This window comes from Cellulosimicrobium sp. E-16 (assembly GCF_049913115.1).
In the GTDB taxonomy this organism is placed as follows: domain Bacteria; phylum Actinomycetota; class Actinomycetes; order Actinomycetales; family Cellulomonadaceae; genus Cellulosimicrobium.
The window spans coordinates 4,400,936-4,415,395 of record NZ_CP183974.1; the positions used below are offsets into that span (position 1 = coordinate 4,400,936).

General features: G+C 74.0%; 14 protein-coding genes. 8 read left to right on the forward strand and 6 right to left on the reverse strand.

What is annotated here, in order from left to right; translation table 11 throughout:
• Positions 1-20 precede the first annotated feature (20 nt).
• Complete coding sequence (locus tag ACN9MS_RS19320) at positions 21-1,601, reverse strand: AAA family ATPase (RefSeq protein WP_426310002.1); 1,581 nt, start codon at positions 1,599-1,601, stop codon at positions 21-23.
• A 162-nt stretch (positions 1,602-1,763) separates the two neighbouring features.
• On the opposite strand from ACN9MS_RS19320, the gene ACN9MS_RS19325 reads away from it, so the two are divergent.
• The 4 genes from ACN9MS_RS19325 (at position 1,764) to ACN9MS_RS19340 (ending at position 4,810) form a co-directional block, all read left to right on the forward strand.
• Positions 1,764-2,225: a hypothetical protein gene (locus ACN9MS_RS19325; protein WP_400553466.1), complete on the forward strand. Its 462-nt coding sequence runs from the start codon at positions 1,764-1,766 to the stop codon at positions 2,223-2,225.
• Complete coding sequence (locus tag ACN9MS_RS19330; protein WP_053370464.1) at positions 2,222-2,584, forward strand: winged helix-turn-helix domain-containing protein; 363 nt, start codon at positions 2,222-2,224, stop codon at positions 2,582-2,584. The genes ACN9MS_RS19325 and ACN9MS_RS19330 overlap by 4 nt, the downstream gene beginning before the upstream one ends.
• A gap of 88 nt (positions 2,585-2,672) precedes the next feature.
• A complete protein-coding gene (locus tag ACN9MS_RS19335; RefSeq protein ID WP_426310003.1) occupies positions 2,673-3,299 on the forward strand; it encodes a DNA-3-methyladenine glycosylase I in 627 nt (208 codons plus the stop codon).
• 68 nt (positions 3,300-3,367) lie between these two features.
• Complete coding sequence (locus ACN9MS_RS19340) at positions 3,368-4,810, forward strand: L-serine ammonia-lyase (RefSeq protein WP_426310004.1); 1,443 nt, start codon at positions 3,368-3,370, stop codon at positions 4,808-4,810.
• A 72-nt stretch (positions 4,811-4,882) separates the two neighbouring features.
• Here ACN9MS_RS19340 and ACN9MS_RS19345 read toward each other — a convergent pair whose 3' ends face one another.
• Both ACN9MS_RS19345 and ACN9MS_RS19350 read right to left on the reverse strand, forming a co-directional pair.
• Positions 4,883-5,425: a DapH/DapD/GlmU-related protein gene (locus ACN9MS_RS19345; protein WP_426310005.1), complete on the reverse strand. Its 543-nt coding sequence runs from the start codon at positions 5,423-5,425 to the stop codon at positions 4,883-4,885.
• A gap of 18 nt (positions 5,426-5,443) precedes the next feature.
• The gene (locus tag ACN9MS_RS19350; RefSeq protein ID WP_426310006.1) at positions 5,444-6,748 is read right to left on the reverse strand and encodes a glycosyltransferase; all 1,305 of its coding nucleotides are present in this window, start codon (positions 6,746-6,748) and stop codon (positions 5,444-5,446) included.
• Between the two features lie 154 nt (positions 6,749-6,902).
• Between ACN9MS_RS19350 and ACN9MS_RS19355 the strand changes: the two genes are divergently transcribed.
• The 3 genes from ACN9MS_RS19355 to ACN9MS_RS19365 are packed head-to-tail and all read left to right on the forward strand — an operon-like array spanning position 6,903 to position 9,055.
• On the forward strand, positions 6,903-7,553 hold the full coding sequence (locus tag ACN9MS_RS19355) for a TetR/AcrR family transcriptional regulator (protein WP_426310007.1): 651 nt from the start codon (positions 6,903-6,905) through the stop codon (positions 7,551-7,553).
• Between the two features lie 39 nt (positions 7,554-7,592).
• A complete protein-coding gene (locus tag ACN9MS_RS19360) occupies positions 7,593-8,192 on the forward strand; it encodes a molybdopterin-dependent oxidoreductase (protein WP_378229977.1) in 600 nt (199 codons plus the stop codon).
• 8 nt (positions 8,193-8,200) lie between these two features.
• On the forward strand, positions 8,201-9,055 hold the full coding sequence (locus ACN9MS_RS19365) for a ferredoxin reductase (RefSeq protein ID WP_426310008.1): 855 nt from the start codon (positions 8,201-8,203) through the stop codon (positions 9,053-9,055).
• Positions 9,056-9,070: 15 nt separating this feature from the next.
• Here ACN9MS_RS19365 and ACN9MS_RS19370 read toward each other — a convergent pair whose 3' ends face one another.
• Positions 9,071-9,244 (reverse strand): hypothetical protein, encoded by a 174-nt coding sequence (locus ACN9MS_RS19370; protein ID WP_156186253.1) that lies wholly within the window; start codon positions 9,242-9,244, stop codon positions 9,071-9,073.
• A gap of 573 nt (positions 9,245-9,817) precedes the next feature.
• On the opposite strand from ACN9MS_RS19370, the gene ACN9MS_RS19375 reads away from it, so the two are divergent.
• Positions 9,818-13,195, forward strand: coding sequence for a discoidin domain-containing protein (locus tag ACN9MS_RS19375; RefSeq protein WP_426310009.1), 3,378 nt, complete (start codon positions 9,818-9,820; stop codon positions 13,193-13,195).
• A 30-nt stretch (positions 13,196-13,225) separates the two neighbouring features.
• On the opposite strand, the gene ACN9MS_RS19380 is transcribed toward ACN9MS_RS19375, so the two are convergent.
• Both ACN9MS_RS19380 and ACN9MS_RS19385 read right to left on the reverse strand, forming a co-directional pair.
• Positions 13,226-13,810, reverse strand: a complete 585-nt coding sequence (locus tag ACN9MS_RS19380; RefSeq protein WP_426310010.1) for a pyridoxamine 5'-phosphate oxidase family protein — start codon at positions 13,808-13,810, stop codon at positions 13,226-13,228.
• Between the two features lie 70 nt (positions 13,811-13,880).
• Positions 13,881-14,339 carry a hypothetical protein gene (locus ACN9MS_RS19385; RefSeq protein WP_426310011.1) on the reverse strand — a complete coding sequence of 153 codons (459 nt, stop codon included), beginning with the start codon at positions 14,337-14,339 and terminating at the stop codon, positions 13,881-13,883.
• Between the last annotated feature and the right edge of the window lie 121 nt (positions 14,340-14,460).

Below are 14,460 nucleotides of genomic sequence, written 5' to 3' on the forward strand. Positions count from 1 at the left end.
GGTCGGGGGTCCTCCGGCGCTCAGAGCATGCGCCGCGCGCGCAGGTACGCAGCGAGGTCGTCGTAGCGGCCGTCGTTGTTCGCGAAGGTGACGACGTTGCGCGCCGACTGGAGCCACGCCGTCGTCGAGGGCCGCACGTCCGCGAGCGCCGCGTCCAGGTCGGCCATGGTGATCGGCCGCACCTGCCCCGACGCGATGGAGTCCATCATCGCCTTCTCGGCCGCCGTCGCCGCGAGGTGCTCCAGGTCAGCGCCGGAGAAGCCGTCGGTGCGCTGCACGACCGAGCGCAGGTCGATCCCGGCGACCGGGCGGCCGGCGAGGTGGTGGCGCAGGATCGCCTCGCGCGCCGGCTCGTCGGGCGGCAGCACGAGCACGACGCGGTCGAACCGCCCCGGCCGCAGCAGCGCGGTGTCGACGTCCCACGGGTGGTTCGTGGCGCCGAGGACGAACAGCCCGTCGTTGTCGGAGCCGATGCCGTCCATCTCCTGGAGGAGCTGGTTGACGACGGTCCGCATGCCCGACGAGCCGGAGTACTGCGCGCGCTTGCCGCCGATCGCGTCGACCTCGTCGAGGAAGAGCACGGCGGGCGCGAGCTGGCGCGCCTTCTGGAACAGCGCGTGCAGGTTCTGCTCGCTCTCCCCGATGTACTTGTCGAGGATGTCCGCGAGCGTCACCGTGAGGAACCGCGCGCCGAGCTCGCCCGCCACGGCACGCGCCATGTATGTCTTGCCGGTCCCGGGCGGCCCGTAGAGCAGGAGCCCGCCGCGCAGCGACTTGCCGAACGCCTTGGCGATCGCCTGGTTCCGCATCGGCTCCAGGAACGCCTCGCGGATGCGCTGCTTCACCGGCTCGAGGCCGCCGACGTCCGCGAGCGTCACCGTCTCGCGCGAGACCTCGAGCAGGCCGGACCCGTCGTCGGGGGCGTCGTCGCGCGCGGGGACGAGGAACGGCTGGCCACCCGGTGCGGGCGGGACGGTGCCGCCGTCCTCCCCGGGGGGCGTGCCGCCCGGGGAGGCCGGCGGCTCCCCGGGCACCTGTCCGGACGGCGCCTCGACGACGGGTGTCTCGACGAACGGTGCCGGGACGTGGACGCCCACCTCGTGCTCCAGCCGGTCCCAGTCGATGCCCGACGGCGCCGCGGGGCCGGGCGCCTCGGGGCCAGGTGCGGCGGGAACGCCGGGCGTGGCCGCGGGGGCGGGCGCCGCGGGGACCCCCGCGGTCGGGGTGCCGGGCGCGGGCGCGCCGGGCGCGCGCGGGACGGTCGCGTCGGACGGCACGCCCGTGATGATCCCGTCGTCGACGCCGCCCGGCGCCGACGTCGGTGCGTGCAGCCCGGCGACCGGGTCCGACGACGCGGCGGGACCCGTCGAGGACGGGTCGGCCGCGGGGCGGGCTCCGGTCGCCGCGGCGACGGCCGACTCCTGGACGAGGCGGAGCGCCTCGCCGTCGGCCGGGTCGATCCGCAGGGCGGCGCTCGCCTGCTCGAGCGCCTCGACCGAGCGCCCGGCGGCCAGCAGGAGGCTCGCGTAGTGGACGCGCAGGGGGGCGCTCGACGGCGCCGCCGCGACGGCGGCGGCGAGCGCGGCCAGGGCGTCGGACATGGGGGTGCTCCTCGGGTGGCGCGGGCGGGACGACGACGCCGGCGCACCCGCGTGCGCGGCCGGCGGGGAACAGTGTGCCCCGGACCGGTGACGCCGACCATCGGCACAACTCCCCAGGGCAACTACTTGCCACATTGGAAAGTAGATGCTTGCATGGCATCCATGGCCACCGACGACACGACCGCCCGCACCGCCCCCAGCCCGGCCGAGGCATCCTCGGCGCTGGAGCACGCCGCACGGCTCGCCGCCTCGACGCGGACCCAGGGCTGGCGCTGGATCCGCCTCTACCTCTCGGGCTGGGCGGCGGCGAGCGTCGGCCTCGTGCTCGCCCTGGGCCTCGGCGGCCGGATCGGCTTCGTCGTCGGCATGAGCGCCTGGGCCGTGATCGTCACGGCAGGTGTCACGTGGGCCGCGCGCCAGGGGAGCATGGCCGCCGGGACGCGACGCCGCCTGGTCCTCGGCGCCGGCGGGTGGGCCGTCGTCTACGGCGCGACGCTCTTCCTCGGGCTCGACCGGTTCACGGGCGACGTCGCGTTCTGGGTCCCCGCCGCCCTCGTCAGCGCGGCCCCCCTGCTCCTCGCGGCGTGGCTGCCCGCGCCGCGCGACGACGCGGCGACCGCATGAACGCGGGGCGCGTCGGCGCCGCGGGCGACGCCGACGAGCACCACCCGCGGCACACGCTCGACGAGGTGATCCACTCCCCCGTGCGCCTGTCGGTCGTCGCGGCGCTGTCCGGCGTCGAGAAGGCGGACTTCAAGACCCTGCGCGACACCATCGAGCTCTCCGACCCGACGCTGTCCAAGCAGCTCACGGTGCTGGAGGCCGCAGGGTACGTGGAGATCTCCAAGGAACGGTCGGGGCGGCGCGCACGCACCTGGGTCCGGCTGACCAGCACCGGGCGTGACGCTCTCGTCGCCCACCTCGACGCGCTGCGCGCCATCGCGGACCTCCGGCTGCCTCCCGGGCCGCCCCCGGGAACGTGAGCGTGCACAGGCCCGGATCGTGCGGTCCCCGCCCACAGGGGGCACCGGGAGCGGGCCACGTGTCGGCGGGACCGGGCAGAGTGGACGCATGACGACCGAGACGACCCCGCCCACGCCCCTGGCGGTGCCCGACGACGCGCCCGCCTCCCCGCAGCCGGGCGCCCGCTGCTTCGGTGACGGGGACCCGCTCTACGAGGAGTACCACGACACCGAGTGGGCGGTCCCGGTGCACGGGGACACGGCGCTGTTCGAGCGCCTGGCGCTCGAGGGGTTCCAGTCCGGCCTGTCCTGGATCACCGTGCTGCGCAAGCGCCCCGCCTTCCGCGAGGTCTTCGCGGGGTTCGACCCGGAGGCCGTCGCCGCGTTCGACGAGCCCGACGTCGAGCGCCTGCTCGGCGACACCCGCATCATCCGGAACCGGCAGAAGATCACGGCCACGATCGACAACGCGCGCGCCCTGCTCGCGCTCCAGGAGAGCGGACGCACGCTGGACGAGCTGCTCTGGTCGTTCGCGCCGCCGGCCCGCCGCGAGCGCCCCGCGACGTGGGGCGACGTGCCCGGGCTCACGCCCGAGTCGACCGCGCTCTCGAAGGCGCTCAAGAAGCACGGGTTCCGGTTCGTCGGGCCGACGACCGCCTACGCGGCCATGCAGGCGTGCGGGCTCGTCGACGACCACCTCGCGACGTGCCCGGTCGTCCTGCACAGGGCCGGCTGACATTCGCGGGTCCATCCGCTATAGCAAGAACCGCCCGCATCGTGGGACGGGGTGCGACCATGGTCTCCATGAGCGCGTACGTGTCGGTCCTCGACCTCTTCTCCGTCGGCGTGGGGCCGTCGAGCTCGCACACCGTCGGGCCGATGCGGGCGTCGAAGGCGTTCGTCGCGACGCTGGCGGACGACGGCGTGCTGGACGCGGTCGCCGGCCTGCGGGTCGTGCTCTGCGGGTCGCTCGGGGCCACGGGCGTCGGCCACGGCACGCCGGACGCCGTCGTCGCGGGGCTGCTCGGCCTCGACCCCGAGACGTGCGACCCCGCCCGGGTCCCCGGCTCGTGGGAGAAGCTGGGCGACGGCGCGCCCGTCGCGCTGCTGGGCCGGCACCGCGTCACGATGACGAGCGAGGACGTGCGCCTCGCGCCGCTGACGCGCATGCCCGGCCACCCCAACGGCATGCGCTTCACCGCGCTCGACGCCGACGGCGCGACGCTCGCCGAGGAGGCGTACTACTCGGTGGGCGGGGGGTTCGTCCTCACGGCGGCCGAGCTCGAGTCCGCCGCGGCGAACGAGGCCGCGCAGCTCGGCGCCGAGCTCGCGGGCGAGGCGATCGACCCGCGCACCGAGCCGACCGGCGTCCCGTTCCCGTTCGCCAACGCCGCCGAGCTCCTCGCCCTGTGCGAGCGCGAGCGCACGTCCATCGCCGCCGTCGCGTGGGCGAACGAGTCCGCCCTGCGCCCCGCCGCCGAGGTCGAGGCGGGGGTCGACCGGATCTGGGACACCATGAGCGCGTGCGTCGACGCCGGGCTCGAGCGCGACGGGGTGCTGCCCGGACGCCTCAAGGTCCGCCGTCGGGCGCGGGCCCAGCGCGAACGACTCGAGCTCGCCGACGAGCGCGGCGCCGACACGACCATCGAGTGGCTCCAGGCGTTCGCCATGGCCGTCAACGAGGAGAACGCCGACGGGCGTCGCGTCGTCACCGCCCCCACGAACGGCGCCGCGGGCATCATCCCCGCGGTCGGTCGGCACTTCCTGCGCACCCACCCGGACGTCGCCGCGGACCCCGCGCGCCGACGTCGGGCCATGCGCACGTACCTCCTCACGGCCGCCGCGATCGGCGCGCTCTACAAGCGCAACGCGTCGATCTCCGGCGCGGAGGCCGGTTGCCAGGGCGAGGTCGGCTCGGCGTGCTCGATGGCGGCGGGCGCGATCTGCGCCGTGCTCGGCGGCACACCCGCCCAGGTGGAGAACGCGGCCGAGATCGCGATGGAGCACAACCTCGGGCTCACGTGCGACCCCGTCGGCGGGCTCGTCCAGGTCCCGTGCATCGAGCGCAACGCCATCGCCGCCTGCACCGCCGTCTCCGCGGCGCGCCTCGCGCTCCAGGGCGACGGCTCGCACGTCGTCTCGCTCGACACCGTCATCGAGACGATGCGCCAGACCGGCGTCGACATGTCGACCAAGTACAAGGAGACCTCGACGGGCGGCCTCGCGGTCAACGTCGTCGAGTGCTGAGCCGGAGCGCAGCGAAGCAAGCGCAGGCTTCAGCACGACCAACAGATCGAGTGCTGAGCCGGAGCTGACCGGTCACCACGTGCGGCGCACCGCCGCCTTGGTGCCGGTGACCAGGCTGCGCGGCGGGACGTCGTCGGTCACGACCGCGCCGGCGGCGACGACCGCGTCGCGGCCGATGGTCACGCCGGGCAGGATCGTGGCCCCGGCCCCGATCCACACGTTCTCGTGCACGTCGATCGGGCCGCCGGTGAGCCAGACCTTGCGGTCGTCGGTGTCGACGGGGTGCCCGACGGTGATGAACGTGACCCGTGGGGCGACCATGACGCGCTCGGCCAGCCGGATGCCCGCGTAGTCGAGGAACGTGCAGTTCTGGTTGACGAACACCCGCTCCCCCAGGTCCAGGTTCAGTCCGTGGTCCGTGAAGAAGGGCGGGTAGATCGTCACGCGCGGCCCCAGCGGGCGGCCCAGGATCTGCTCGAACAGCCGCGCCCGGCCCTGCTCGTCGTCGAACGGCAGGACGTTGAGCCGCGAGGTGAGCTCGGTGGCGCGCAGCACCCTCTCGGACATGGCGCGGAACTCGGGGCCGTGGATGCGCATGAGCAGGTCGCTGGGCATCCCCCGATCCTGCCCCGGTCAGCGGACGGCGCGCGACGCCTCCCGAGAGGCGACGACCTCCTCGACGACGTCGACCACGCCGTCCTCGCCCGGTGAGGCCGCGATGCGCTCGCCGATGCGTGCGCTGGCTCGCGCGTACGACGGGTCGGCGAGCAGACGCCGCACCGCGCGCCGCACCTGGGCGGGGCGCGGCGTGCTCGTCCGCAGCCGCACGCCGGCGCCCGTCCACGCGACGCGCGCGGCGACCTCCGCCTTGTCCTCGGTCTTGCCCGCGACGATCACGGGGACGCCGTGCCGCAAGGCATGGTGGACGCCGCCGTAGCCGCCGTTGGTCACGAGGACCGAGGTGCGCGGCAGCAGCGCGTCGTACGGGAGGTACTCGGCCGCGCGCGCGTTCGCCGGGAGCGACCCGAGCGAACCGACCGGACGGCCGCCCGTCGCGGCGACCACGAGCACGTCCTCGTCGGCGAGCGCGCGCAGCGTGGGGACGAGGAGCTGGGTCGGGTCCTCGTTCGCGACGGTCCCCTGGGTGACGTGGACGACCGGTCGGCGGGTGTCGAGGTCGCCCCACCACCCCGGGAGGTCGACACTGCCCGGCGCCGGGCGCGGCGGGCCCACGAACCGGACCGGGGTCGCGACGTCGGGCCGCGGGTACTCGAGCTCGGGGACGGTGAGCTGCACGACGGCGTCCGCGTCGGCGGGCCAGCCGAGGAAGAAGGTGCCGCTCGGCTCCCCGCCCGCCGCGCGGACCATGTCCTGGGCGGCGCGCTGCGGGGCGGCGAACGCGACACCCTCGACGAACCGGTGCAGCGCCCTGTTGCGCACCACGCCGAGCGGTCCGCGCGCGGGCAGGACACCGAGGCCGAACGGCGCGGTGCGGTCGCTCTTGAGCCCGAGCGGGAAGATGCCGAGCGCGAGGACGGGCGGCCGGCTGTCGGCGGGCGTCGCCACGAGCGGCATCGCGCCGAGGAACAGCGGCTCGACGAGCACGGCGTCGGCCGGGCGGGACGCGAGGGCGTCGACCACCGCCCGGTACTGCGCGACGCCGGGCCCGACGAAGATCTCCAGCATGTCGTGCCGGATCGCGTCGAGCCCGGTGCGCCCCGCGCGACCGGGGAACGCGGCCGCGAGGTCCCGGTCGTCGAAGTCGGCCTCCGCGGGGAGCGGGAGGAACGTGGCGCCCGCTGCCTCGACGGCCGCGGCGAACCGGGATCCTGTCAGGAACCGGACGCCGTGCCCGCGGGCGACGAGTGCCCGCGTGACGGCGAGCAGCGGGGTGACGTGGGCGTGCACAGGGGTGGAGCAGAGCAGGACGTCGGCCATCGGTGGTGCCTCTCTCGTGGCGGCGCGCGGCGCGCCGGGGGGACGGGAAGGCGCAGGACCGGGCCGTCTGCGCGGGGGCGCCGGTGGGGAGCCGGCGTGTGAGAAGATCGATCAACCGTCAGGAGTATTCATCACCTTCGAGGGGTAGTCAATAGTGGTCCCGCGCGCCTACACGTCCGACCTCCGCGCCGAGCAGGCCGCGCGCACGCGTGAGCGGGTCGTGCGCGCCGCCGCGCAGGAGCTCGCCGAGCGCGGCTACGAGCGCACGACCCTCGCGCGCGTCGCCGAGCGCGCGGGCGTGTCGCTCGAGACGGTCAAGGCGCACGGGCCCAAGCGCGCGCTGCTCCTCGCCGCGTTCGAGCTCACGTTCGCCGGGTCCGAGGGGCGGGAGTCCCTCGGCGAACGGCCCGAGGGCCGCTCCGTCGCCGGCACCACCGACCCCGAGAAGTTCCTCGACGGGCTCGTCGCGCTCGTCGCGGCGGCGAACGCACGCGTCGCCGGACTGTGGTCCGCCTTCACGTCGGCGGCACGCTCCGACGAGGCCGTCGCCGCGGAGCTCGACGCGCTCCTCGGACGCCGCCGCGCCGACCTGCGCGCGAGCGTGGACGTGCTCGTGGCGCACGGTTTCCGCCCGCACTCCTCCCGGGAGGAGGCGGCCGAGGCCCTCTCCTACCTGCTCGCGCCCGAGGGCTGGGCGCACTTCGTCGAGGGGGCGGGCTGGTCCGACGAGCGGTACCGCGCCTGGCTGCGCGACGCCGTGGTGCGCCTCGTCGCGGCGCCGCCCAGCGGGGACGCGAACGCCTGAGCCCTGGCGCGCCGTCGGGCACCGCGCCTACCGTGTGCCATGAGCACCCTCACCCCCGGCTTCCACGGCCGGCCACGCCCGCAGGGCGTGGCGCTCCCGCCGGGCCAGTACGTCGAGACCGGGTTCCCGGTGCTCTCGGCGGGGCCCACACCGCGCGTCGACACCGCGACCTGGCGGCTTGACGTCACCACCGAGACCGGCGCGACGCACGCCTGGTCGTGGGCGGACCTCATGGCGCTCCCCCAGGACGAGCCGACCGTCGACATCCACTGCGTGACCCGCTGGTCCAAGTTCGGGACGTCGTGGCGCGGCGTCTCGCTCGACACGCTCCTCGCCGACGTCGAGTCGACCGCCGACTTCGCGATGATCGGCTGCTACGGCGGGTACACGACGAACCTCCCGGTCGCAGAGCTCCTGGGCGGCAAGGCGTGGGTCGTGCACACGTTCGACGGCGCGCCGCTGCACCCCGTGCACGGCGGCCCGGCGCGGCTGCTCGTGCCGCACCTGTACTTCTGGAAGTCGGCCAAGTGGGTCAACAGCATCACGCTCATGCCCATGGACCGGCAGGGGTTCTGGGAGCGGCTGGGCTACCACGACCTCGGCGACCCGTGGCGCGAGCAGAGGTACCAGGGTGATTGAGCCTCGAGATGACTGAGGCGCCCGTCCGCCTCGGCGCCCGGTACGCGACGCCGTCACGCTGGCAGGTCGCGACGCTCGTCGACGCGTGGGAGGAGAGCCCGTCCGCGCGCACGCTCGTCCTCCAGGTCCCCGCCTGGCCCGGGCACCTGGCCGGGCAGCACGTCGACCTGCGCCTCACCGCACCCGACGGCTACACCGCCGAGCGCAGCTACTCGATCGGCAGCGCGGCGACCCGCGCCCCCGTGCGCGACGGCGACGCCGCGGACGGGTCGCCCACCGTCGCGACAGACGGCGTGCACGACGGCGCCTCTCCCGCGCGCGTCGAGGTCACCGTGCAACGCGTCCCGGGCGGGGAGGTCTCGACGTATCTCACCGACGTGTTCGCGGTCGGCGAGGCGATCGAGCTGCGCGGGCCGGTCGGCGGCTGGTTCGTCTGGTCGCCGGAGCGCGACGCCGGGACGCCGGTCCTGCTCGCGGCCGGCGGGTCGGGCCTCGTGCCGCTCATGGCGATGCTGCGGACCCGCCGCGACACCGGCGACCGCACGCCGTTCCGGCTCGTCTACTCGGTGCGCCGCCCGGAGGACCGGCTGTACGTCGACGACCTCGACCGGCTCGCCGCCGCGCACGACGGCCTCGACGTCCAGGTCGTCTTCACGCGCTCGACGCCGCTCGGGTCGATGCGCGGCCCCGGGCGCCTCGAGCGCCGCGACCTCGCTGCGTGGGGCTGGCCCGCCGAGATCGACCCGGCGTGCTTCGTATGCGGGCCGACGGGTTTCGTCGAGGCCGTCGCCCGCCAGCTCGTCTCGCTCGGCCACGACCCGGCGCGGGTCAAGACCGAGCGCTTCGGCCCTGCCGCGGACTGAGGGCGAACCGAGCGACTACGCCGACGGAGGCGGCGGCCAGCCCGCGCGGGCTCGGGCGTCGCGCTCCGAGAGCACGCTGCGCAGCAGCCGGATCGTGAGGATCAACGCCCAGATCACCAGGACGGCGACGGTCGCGATCACGGCGACGTAGAGCAGGATCAGCAGCGGGTAGATCGGCCCGATTCCCATGCGCGGACCCTACCGGCCCCGAGCCCGCCCCTCGCGGCACCACCACTCGACGCCCCTGGGTGGTCGCGCCCGACGGCGTCAGGTCGTCCACCGCGGGCGGCCCGGCCGAGCGGAGACCAGGGCGAGTCGACGCCGGTCGGGGTGGGTGGTGGTGCCGCGTCGTGGCGGGCCTGGCGGGAGCCGCGAGGAACGAGCGGCGGATGGTAGACGCGGCACCACCACCCACCCCGACCACCCAGGGCGACCACGCGCCGTCGGGCAAAGAACCACGGCTCTACCTCGCGGGACCAGGGATCTACCTCGACGAACGTGGCACATCGGGTGCTTGCGACATCTCTTGACGCCTCCTTCACCCGGCAGTAGCGTTCTTGCGTGTTGATGCAAGAAATCAACACTCCGTTGTGCGGTGCGGCACAGCGGGTCCGCAATTCTCGAAGGTACTGACCCGAGCCACCCGGCCACGGCCGGACGTGCGCCGTGGCCCGTCCTCCGACCCGGGCGTCCGGCCCGGTGCGGGGTCGCGCTCGGCGCGGCCTGACGCCCGTCGACGACGACGGGAGATCGAGGACATCGATGAGACATCGACCCAGCACGTCGAACCGCACAACCGCCGGCGCGCCGCAGCGCCGGCTCCGCCTCCTCGCCGCGACGGCGGGGGCAGCGGCCCTGCTCGTCCCGCTCGGCCTGACCACGACGGCGACGGCCGCACCCACGGTGCTGTCCGCCGGGAAGTCGACGGCGGCGAGCAGCAACAACTCGCCGTACCTGTCCGGCAACCTCACCGACGGCAACCAGGGCACCTACTGGGAGTCGACCAACAACACGTTCCCCCAGTGGGCGCAGGTCGACCTCGGCGCGGCCGCCACGGTCGAGGACCTCGTGCTCAAGCTGCCCACGGGCTGGGAGACGCGCAGCCAGACCCTCAGCGTGCAGTCGAGCACCGACGGCTCGAGCTTCGCCACGATCAAGGCGTCACAGGCGTACGCGTTCAACCCCGCGTCGGGGAACACCGTGACGGTCGACGTGCCGGACACGTCCGCCCGCTACGTGCGCGTGCAGATCACCGCGAACACGGGCTGGCCCGCGGGCCAGCTCTCCGAGCTCGAGGTGCGCGGCACGGCCGGCGGGACCGACCCGGGCCCCGGGAACCCCGAGCCGCCCACCGGCACCAACCTCGCGCTGAACAAGCCGATCGAGGCGTCGTCGACGGAGTGGCAGTTCGTCGCGAAGAACGCGAACGACGACAGCACGTCGACCTACTGGGAGGGCGCGGGCGGCCAGTACCCGAGCACGCTCACGGTCTCGCTCGACGCCGCGGCCCAGCTCACGAACGTCGCCGTCAAGCTCCCGCCGGCATCCGCGTGGGGCCCGCGCACCCAGACCTTCGAGGTCCAGGGTCGCGCGACCGCGACCGGCGCGTGGCAGACGCTCAAGGCGTCGGCTGGCTACGCGTTCTCCCCCAGCACCGGGAACACCGTGACCGTCCCCGTGACCGGCACCGCCAAGGACGTGCGCCTGCGGTTCACGGGGAACACCGGCTCCGGCAACGGCCAGGTCGCCGAGCTCCAGGTGTTCGGCACCGCCGCGCCCAACCCCGACCTCGTCGTCACGAGCGTCACCGCGACCCCCGCCTCGCCGCTCGAGTCGCAGGCGATCACGCTGTCGGCGGTCGTGAAGAACATCGGCACGCAGTCGTCCGCCGCGACCGACGTCGCGTTCACGCTGAACGGCCAGACGGTCGCGACGAAGCCGGTCGGCGCGCTCGCGGCCGGTGCCCAGGCGACCGTCACGGCCGACGTCGGCGCCCGCCCCGCCGCGAGCTACACGATCGGCGCGGTCGCCGACGCGGGCGGAACGGTCGCAGAGCAGAACGAGGGCAACAACGGGTACGCGAACCCGACCCCGCTCGTCGTCACCGCCGTCCCGAGCTCGGACCTCGTCCCGACCCTGACGTGGTCGCCGAGCAACCCCGCCGCGGGCAGCACGGTGACGTTCTCCGCGACGATCGCGAACCAGGGCAACGTCCCGACCTCCACGTCCGCGCACGGCCTCACCGTCACCGTGACGAACAAGGCCACGGGCGCCGTCGTGCGCACCCTCACCGGCTCCGCGAGCGGCGCGATCGCCGCGGGCGCGAGCAGCGCGAGCGTCAACCTCGGCACGTGGACCGCCGCGAACGGCAACTACGACGTGAAGGTCGTCGCCGCGCCGGACTCCACCGAGGTCTCGGCGAAGCAGGCCAACAACACCGCGACGCGCCCCCTGTTCGTCGGACGCGGCGCCAACCTGCCGTTCGACACGTACGAGGCGGAGGACGGCGTCACGGGCGGCGGCGCGACCGTGCTGGCGCCCAACCGCGTCGTCGGCGACCTCGCGGGCGAGGCGTCGGGCCGACGCGCGGTGACGCTCAACCAGACCGGCGCGTACGTCGAGTGGACCACCAAGGCCCCGACGAACACGCTCCTGACCCGCTTCTCCCTCCCCGACTCGGCGGGCGGCGGCGGCACGAACGCGACCCTCGCGATCTACGTCGACGGCCAGTTCCTCAAGAACATCGACCTCACGTCCCGCTACGCGTGGCTGTACGGCAACGAGACCAACCCGGGCAACCAGCCGGGCCAGGGCGCGCCGCGCCACGTCTACGACGAGTCGAGCACGCTGCTCGGCACGACCGTCCCGGCGGGCTCGAAGATCCGCCTGCAGAAGACCGCGCAGAACACGTCGCAGTACGCGATCGACTTTGTCGACCTCGAGCTCGCGACGCCGCGGGCGAACCCGAACCCCGCGCAGTACACGCAGCCCGCGGGCTTCACGCACCAGGACGTCCAGGCCGCGCTCGACAAGGTCCGCATGGATGCGACCGGCACGCTCAAGGGCGTCTACCTGCCCGCCGGCGACTACCAGACGTCGAGCAAGTTCCAGGTCTACGGCAAGGGGGTCGACGTCGTCGGTGCCGGGCCGTGGTTCACGCGGTTCTTCGCGCCGCAGGGCCAGGAGAACACCGACGTCGGCTTCCGCGCCGAGGCGAGCGCGAACGGCTCGACGTTCCGCGACTTCGCGTACTTCGGCAACTACACGTCGCGCATCGACGGCCCGGGCAAGGTGTTCGACTTCGCCAACGTGAAGAACATGACGATCGACAACATCTGGGTCGAGCACATGATCTGCATGTTCTGGGCGTCCAACATGGACGACTCCGAGGTCACGAACTCGCGCATCCGCAACACGTTCGCGGACGCGATCAACATGACCAACGGCAGCGCGAACAACCACGTGCACAACAACCAGGCGCGCGGCACGGGCGACGACTCGTTCGCGCTCTTCGCGGCCACCGACAACGGCGGCAGCGGGCAGCGCGGCAACGTGTTCGAGAACCTCACGTCCACCAACACGTGGCGCGCGGCCGGCCTCGCGGTCTACGGCGGCCAGGACAACACGTTCCGCAACATCTACATCGCGGACACCCTCGTCTACTCGGGCGTCACGATCAGCTCGCTCGACTTCGGCTACCCGATGGAGGGCTTCGGCCCGGCGCCGACGGTGTTCGATGGGCTCACGGTCGTGCGCTCGGGCGGGCACTTCTGGGGCGACCAGGTGTTCGGGGCCGTATGGATGTTCTCGGCGTCCAAGGCGTTCGGGAACATCCAGGTGAACAACCTCGACGTCATCGACCCGACGTACTCCGGGATCATGTTCCAGACGAACTACGTCGGCGGGCAGCCGCAGAACACGTTCCAGAACCCGACCTTCACCAACGTCACCATCACGGGGGCGAAGAAGAGCGGTGACCAGTACGACGCCAAGTCGGGCTACGGCATCTGGGCCAACCCGATGCCGGAGACCGGCCAGGGCCCGGCCGTGGGCACGGCGACGTTCACCAACCTCACGTTCTCGGGCAACTTCCGGGACATCGAGAACACGACGTCGACCTTCACCATCACGCGTCACTGACCACGTCCCGGCCCGACGCCGCAGCCCGCCTCACAAGGCGGGCTGCGGTGCGTCCGGGGCACGCAGGTCGGGCCGCTCGCCCGACCCGAACCGCCACCGCATCGCCGCGTGCTCGGCCGTGCGCTCGTAGGCGAACACGACCTCGGGCCGCACCGCGAAGACGAGCGCCGGGTCGCCGTCGTTGACGAACGCGCCGTCCCGGACCGTGAACGACCACTCGTCGCCGTACTTGCAGCGCCACCGCTCGGCGAGCCGGTGCAGCGCCGCGTCCTCGGTGACGCGTACGGCAGTCCCTTCCACGACGACGTCGAGCGCGTCCTCGTAGACGTTCGTCCCGGTCGTGAGCACCACGCGCGCGTTCTCGGCGAGGTTGCGGGCCTTGCGCTCCTCGGGCCCGGTGGTGACGTGCAGGCAGCCGTCCGCGACGACCGTCATGAGCGGCGTGACGTGCGGCCGGCCGTCGGGCCGCACGGTCGAGATCCAGGAGATCTCGGCGCGCTCGAGCGCCCGCCGGACGGACTCCCAGGGCACCGGGCTCGCGCCCGGGGAGCTGTAGCCGGGGATCAGCGTGCCCTCCGGCGCGCCGGGCGTGCTCGTGGGGGGTGCGGTCGTCATGCGGAGTCCTCTCGTCGGCGGTCTCGTCCGTCCCTCCTGGGACCGTCGACTGCACCCGGACTCATCGGCCTCAGCCCACGTCGCCGGGCCCCGCCTCGTGGCCCGACCGCCCGGCCGTGCGGCGCTCCTGCTTCATGCGCGCCTCGAAGAGATGGCGCACGCCGCCCGCGAGCTCGTCGCGCGCCGCGCGCTCGTGGTCGCGGAACACCGACCAGTAGCCGTCGTCGTACTCCTCGACGAGCTGGAACGTCCAGCGTCCGGGCGCGACGTTGCGCCCCACCAGGTCGGTCGCGATCCGGTCGGCGACCTCCGCGTGCCCCGCCGCCCGGAGCTTCTCGACGGCGTCGCCGAGCGCGAGGTCCGCCTCCCCGGTGAGCTGGTGGAACGTGTACAGGTGCCCGCGCGCCCGCTCCGTCGTCTCGAGCGCCTCGCTCAGCGCGCCGAGCGCCTCGACGGTCGCGTCGCTCACGCCCGGCGGGGTCGCCCGCGTGGGCAGGTCGGCAGGGTTCGGGGGCGTCTGCTCGCTCACGCGCCCACGCTAGGTTCGGGCGCACCCGCCCGCACCCCGCCGGGCTCCGGGACCGCGCGTCGAGGCCCGGCCGGGACCGCGCGCGTCGGCGGGCTGTGACAGGGTTGACCAGCCACCCCCG